Below are 6115 nucleotides of genomic sequence, written 5' to 3'. Positions count from 1 at the left end.
GCAGGTGGGGGAGATATCGCAGTTGAGGGCGGCACCGGGGTCGAAAAACACCTGACGCAACATCGATAGCAAGTAGATGGGAGTCAGAATCACTCCCACAGCGGAGAGGAAAATCGTCAGGGCGCGGAAAGAAGCGCTGTAAATATCGCTGGTCGCCAAGCCGACAAAGACGGCGATTTCGCTGGCAAAACCGCTCATACCCGGAAGCGCTAGGGATGCCATCGCCCCGACGGTAAAGAGGGCAAAAACTTTGGGCATCGCCTGAGCGATACCGCCCATTTCGTTCATCGCCATCGTGTGGGTGCGATCGTAGGTGACACCCGCCAGGAAGAACAGGACCGACGCAATCAAGCCGTGGGAGAGCATTTGCAGTAATGCGCCGTTAATCCCCAAATCCGTAAAGGAGGCAATCCCCAACAAGACGAATCCCATGTGGGAGACGGAAGAATAAGCCAGACGTCGCTTCATATTCGTCTGGGCAAAAGAGTTGAACGCGCCGTAGACGATATTAACAACACCCAGAATGGCGAGGAACGGAGCAAAGTAAACGTGGGCGTTGGGAAGCAGTTCCAGGTTCAGTCGAATCAGTCCGTATCCACCCATTTTCAGCAGCACCCCCGCCAGAATCATCGAGACGGGAGAGGAGGCTTCGCCGTGGGCATCGGGCAACCAGGTGTGGAGGGGGAAAACCGCAAGCTTCACACCGAAGGCAACCAGCAATCCTGCGTAGAGTAGCAATTCTAGGGCTAAGGGATAATGCTTGGTGCCTAACTCCACCATATCGAAGGTAAAGTTATTACCGGCAAAAGCCAGACCCAGAGCGGCAACCAGAATAAATATAGAAGCCGCTGCGGTGTAAATTAAAAACTTCGTGGCCGCATACTGACGCTTTTTACCTCCCCAAATGGAGACGAGTAGATAGACGGGAACCAGTTCGAGTTCCCACATAATAAATAATAAAAGGATATCTTGAGCGACGAATACGCCAATCTGTGCTGCATATAGCAACAGCATCAGAAAGTAGAACAAGCGCGGTTTGATATCAACTTGCCAGGATGCGAAAATCGAGAGCGTGGTGACAAATCCGGCGAGGAGCACCAAGGGCATGGAGAGTCCGTCAACGGACACCGCCCAACTCAAACCAAGTTGAGGTATCCAAGTGTACTTCTCCACCATTTGCACGGCATGGTTGCTGGGATCGTAATGCGTCCAAAATGCATAGCACATTAAAGCAAAATCTACAACCCCAACCCCGAGGGCGTACCACCGCACCCTGTGACCTTTAGTACTGGGTATCAACGGGATGAGAAAAGCGGCAATGAGTGGAAACAGGACGATCGCACTCAACCAAGGGAATTTATCTACGATCATTAGGAATAAGGAAAAATACTTATTTTCATTAATTCAATTATCATACTACATTTTGTAAATTTATTTTATAAAATTTTAAGATTTTTCTACCGATTGAGTGTAATTTGCGATCGCGAGTTCGCCTCGATGTTTTATCTCACGGGGGTTTGCCTCGAGGACATGACCCGTCAGACCGAGGCGGAGTCGGAGTGGAGGAAAAATCTCAAAAATTTTCTCAAATCGTTGTTTGGATTAAAGTGATGAGGGCAAACCAACTCACTCTCGGGTTGAAGGATGAAGCCCAAAACGGCAACTGATTGCATTGGGCTTCATCCTTTAACCCCACCGATATCCTCAAGTTTTGTCAGCCAGTCAGGTTAAAACCTGACTGTTTTAACCTGACGATAACTTTTTAAAAGTAAAGACAAGCATCGGATCGGCAAACCTGAAACGATGAATTAAAAATTATGTTAGTTATCCGTTCTTCTTATTATACAATATTAAGCAATCATAAATTTTTTGCCCACATGGAATAGAAAGCTCATTGAAAAGCTTTCATCTTTTCAATGGCAGAGTTTAGCGATTCTTGGCTCTGATAATTTAATTGTTGTTTTAATTTTTGTAGCTCCAGCGTTACAGCTTTTCAGGCAACTGTTAAGTGCCATTTTTAGTCAAGCGATCGCGCTTGCTGGTTTTTTCCATCATACAGATTGGTTGAAAGACTCATGAACTTGCCAATCTCTGGGCAATTACTTGATATTGATTGCGCCGACAAGACTACCCGATTTTGCACTTTTGAATCGTGAATCATTTAACTTTATTTACCATAAAATCTCGAGAGTTCTGGAGCGGTCGCCACTTAAGTTCGAGTCCTTCAAATGGGGCGAGATGTCGATACTTTTCCCGTTGCGGGCAGCTTCGTGGGTCGGTGACAACCAACGCAGATTCGATTTAAATCGCTCGATTCAAGCAAGTTTCGTTCTCCAATCTCTCGGTGCGTTCAAATGAAAATTACAAATCATATCCATTTCAAAAATGTACGCGGCGATGTATTTGGCGGTCTGACCGCAGCAGTTATCGCCCTTCCCATGGCTTTAGCATTCGGGGTTGCCTCCGGTGCCGGCCCGGCAGCCGGTCTTTGGGGCGCTATTCTCGTGGGCTTCTTCGCCGCTTTCTTCGGTGGTACGCCTACCCTAATTTCCGAACCCACCGGCCCGATGACCGTAGTGATGACGGCCGTAATCGCCCACTTCATTGCAGCCAACCCCGACGATCCTGTAACCGCGATGGCGATGGCATTCACCGTCGTCATGATGGCCGGTGTTTTCCAAATCCTGTTCGGTCTCCTGCGGCTTGGGAAATACGTGACCCTGATGCCCTACACCGTCATTTCCGGATTTATGTCCGGTATCGGTGTCATCCTGATTATTCTGCAAACCGCCCCATTTCTAGGGCAAAAAGGTCCCCCAGGGGGCGTTCTGGGAACCGTAACCAGCATCCCAGAATTGTTCGCCAACATCAACCCGATCGAAACCATTCTCGGGGTGATGAGCGTTGTCATTATCATCTTGACCCCCAAATCGGTCAAGCGTTTCGTACCGCCCCAGCTTGCAGCTTTGATTTTAGGTACGATCGCATCGTTGGTCTTCTTCTCCGATGTCGATATTCGCCGGATTAGCGACGTTAGTGACAACATCACGATCGGTTTGCCGAGTCTTGTCGTTCCCACCTTTAGTGCGAACCAGATGCAAGTCATGTTTGCCGACGCCATCGTTTTAGGGATGCTCGGCTGTATCGATGCCTTGCTCACCTCTCTGGTGGCCGACAGCTTGACTCGCACCGAACACGACTCTAACAAAGAACTCATCGGTCAAGGAATTGGCAACCTCGTCTCCGGTCTGTTTGGCGGAATTCCTGGAGCGGGAGCCACCATGGGAACCGTGGTGAATATCCAAACGGGCGGTCGCACGGCCCTCTCGGGTATCACTCGCGCCCTGATTCTCCTGGTGGTCGTCCTGTTTGCTGCACCGCTGACTCAAAGTATTCCCCTCGCTGTGTTGGCCGGTATCGCCCTCAAGGTGGGTATCGACATTGTGGACTGGGGTTTCCTCAAGCGCGCTCACAAAATTTCTTGGAAAGCAGCGCTAATTATGTATGGGGTAATTCTGCTGACGGTCTTTGTGGACTTAATTGTGGCAGTTGGTGTTGGGGTCTTCGTTGCCAATATTCTCACCATCGAGCGTTTGAGCAATTTACGCTCGGAAGACGTTAAGGCGATTACCTACGACGATGAAGAAATTCACCTGCACAAGGAAGAGAAAGAATTGCTCGATCGCGCTCAGGGTCGCGTGGTACTGTTCTATCTGAGCGGACCGATGATTTTTGGCGTGGCCAAAGCAATTTCTCGCGAGCATATGGCCGTTGATAACTTCGATGTCTTGATTCTCGATCTCAGCGACGTACCCATTTTGGGGGTAACGGCATCCTTGGCTTTAGAAAATGCCATTCAAGAAGCCGTGGAAAAAGAGCGTCAGGTCTTTGTCGTGGGAGCAACAGGCAAGACCCTCAAGCGCTTGAAATCCTTGGGTCTCGATCGATTTGTTCCCGAGGAGAATATGCAGTTCGATCGCCTCGAAGCACTCCGGCAAGCGGTGGCAGTCGTTACGCGATCTGGGTCTGAACCTCCCGCCAGTGTCGGTTCTCTAAACGTAGGAACCTCTGACATCTAAACGAATTCCCATCAACGAATTCCCACAGAAAACCCGATCTCTGGCTTGTACGGAGATCGGGTTAAAATTTAAAGACTTCGTAAAGGTAGCGTTCTAAGAAATTTCCTCACTCGCTTTCATTCGATTAGAGAGTTCCAAAAGTGGAGAAAACGGGCAGAAACGAAGATAAACTCTCAAATCCAGAGATAGGATTCCTCTGCAATACAGCTCGATCGGGCAGGACAATTCGCTCCTCGAATTGCCGATAATTGCCGAGATTATGTAAAGATTTAATGAAGATTGAGGGGAATGACTGCAATTTATTCAGCACTACTCTTATAATCACTTGTGATTCTACTTACGTGCATCTACTGAGTGTTCTGTCAATCCAAGCCTAATAAGTAGGTCGTTTTTCTCCAAATATCCAGTGTTGCAGAAAAGCCGTCAAGTCAAAACACAAGGTTGTTGCCATCGGGTGCTATATAAACGATAGTTAGTTTTTTTAGCACTGGATATTTATTTATTAGGCTTTTAGCCATTGAGATTTGGATTGAATCGCCATTTTAAAGCAGTTAGATCGCTTTCTAACTTCAGAGTCCCGATGGGATAAACTAGGGCGATCGCTCCTGACTTTATTTACGATAGATTTGCCGTTGCAAACGCAAGTGGTTTCTCCCGATACAAACTTAGAAATATCTCGAACTGAGTCTCATCGTAATGTGGGTTGCACTCCGTAGATTCCCTGAGATTTTTGAGCCGTTTGCTCGTCTGGATAAATTTCGATCGGATTAGCTCATCATCCGATCGAAAACGTAATTTTTTTTGAGATAAGATAGACCTGTAGAGATTAACGTGCGGTCGGATTCGCTCTCAACCGATCGAAAGTTGAGGGATCCAAAATACATTCGCTAGCGGTTTTAGAATCGACTAAACAAGTCTGAATCGACAAGAAATCCCTTGAAAAACGCTCACAATTAAAACGCGATATGAGGCGCTCTCTTTCACTAATGAAAGACGATAAATACTGGTTGCTGGCTCTAGCAGTCGGACTTGTCGTCATTCACATCACGCTCACCGATAAAATCCAAAGCATTCGCATTCTCAGTATGGTGGTGATTTTCTGGGGCGCGATTTTATCCATGCTTTGGGATCGCAAAGATACTCTTCGTTTAGAAAGTAACGTTTTTTCGATCGTTTTCGGCACGGTTATTCTGACTCTAGCCTTACTCAAAACCACTCAGCTTGCGGGAGACACGGTCTTTCTACAAACTTTGCCCTTAATTTTTGTGGTGGGACTGGGTTCGATCGCCTCTGGAATCAAGGGACTCAAGCAATATTGGCGAGAACTGATTGCTTTTTGCATTCTCGCATTACCTGGAGAAGCATTCTCTCAACCCATCGGATGGACGATCGCACTCCTCACACCAGAAACGATTGCCACGGTGACAGCCCAATGTTCGACATTTTTGCTTGAAGTTCTCAACTTTGAAGTCACCCTCGACGGTGTTTTAATTTATCTTCCCAATTCCGTTGTTGAAGTTGCCGATGCCTGCGCGCGCTTGAGAGTTTTAGATTTTCTATTGAGATTATCGATTCTCTTTCTATTCATGTTTCCCACCGATCGATGGGGAAAAATAATTGCTCCTCTCTCTGCAATTATTGTCGGGTTTACGATTAACGTCATCCGAATTTCTCTCATGGCTCATTTAGCAGCAACCAGTGAAGAAGCATTTCACTACTGGCATACCGGAGAAGGATCGCAAATTTTCTCCGTTATCTCGATTCTTCTTTTTGGTTTGGTTTGCTTTTGGCTCATTCGTCCGGAATACAGCAGCGAAGGCGGATAATAAGCCGGATTAATCGATCTAAAACAAGGGTTGCAGTATTTTTGACGATCGTCTAGAAAGAACTATTCAATCGCAGTTATATAGCGGTTATCAATCTGTTGAAGTACAGAGTTTCTGGTTTTCGGGAATGGGGAATGGGGAATGGGCACTTCGACAGGCTCAGTAACCAGGAATGGGGAATGGGGAATAGGAAATAGAATTTGGGTGTAC

4 protein-coding genes are annotated in these 6115 nt (G+C 47.1%); 3 read left to right on the top strand and 1 reads right to left on the bottom strand.

Translation table 11 applies throughout. The features are described from left to right. Nucleotides 1–1371, bottom strand: a 1371-nt coding sequence (locus IQ235_RS16140) for an NAD(P)H-quinone oxidoreductase subunit 4 (protein WP_264322465.1), incomplete at its 3' end; no start/stop codon positions are given. A gap of 104 nt (nt 1372–1475) precedes the next feature. Between IQ235_RS16140 and IQ235_RS16135 the strand changes: the two genes are divergently transcribed. The 3 genes from IQ235_RS16135 (at nt 1476) to crtA (ending at nt 5905) form a co-directional block, all read left to right on the top strand. Further along, entirely contained in the window at nt 1476–1667 is a 192-nt protein-coding gene (locus tag IQ235_RS16135; RefSeq protein WP_264322464.1) for a hypothetical protein, read from the top strand. Between the two features lie 687 nt (nt 1668–2354). Then, entirely contained in the window at nt 2355–4079 is a 1725-nt protein-coding gene (bicA, locus tag IQ235_RS16130; RefSeq protein ID WP_264322463.1) for a bicarbonate transporter BicA, read from the top strand. A gap of 986 nt (nt 4080–5065) precedes the next feature. Further along, the gene (crtA, locus tag IQ235_RS16125; protein WP_264322462.1) at nt 5066–5905 is read left to right on the top strand and encodes a cyanoexosortase A; all 840 of its coding nucleotides are present in this window, start codon (nt 5066–5068) and stop codon (nt 5903–5905) included. The last annotated feature ends 210 nt before the right edge of the window (nt 5906–6115 follow it).

Source organism: Zarconia navalis LEGE 11467 (assembly GCF_015207075.1).
Lineage (GTDB): Bacteria > Cyanobacteriota > Cyanobacteriia > Cyanobacteriales > Geitlerinemataceae > Zarconia > Zarconia navalis.
This window is presented reverse-complemented; position numbering and strand designations above follow the sequence as displayed.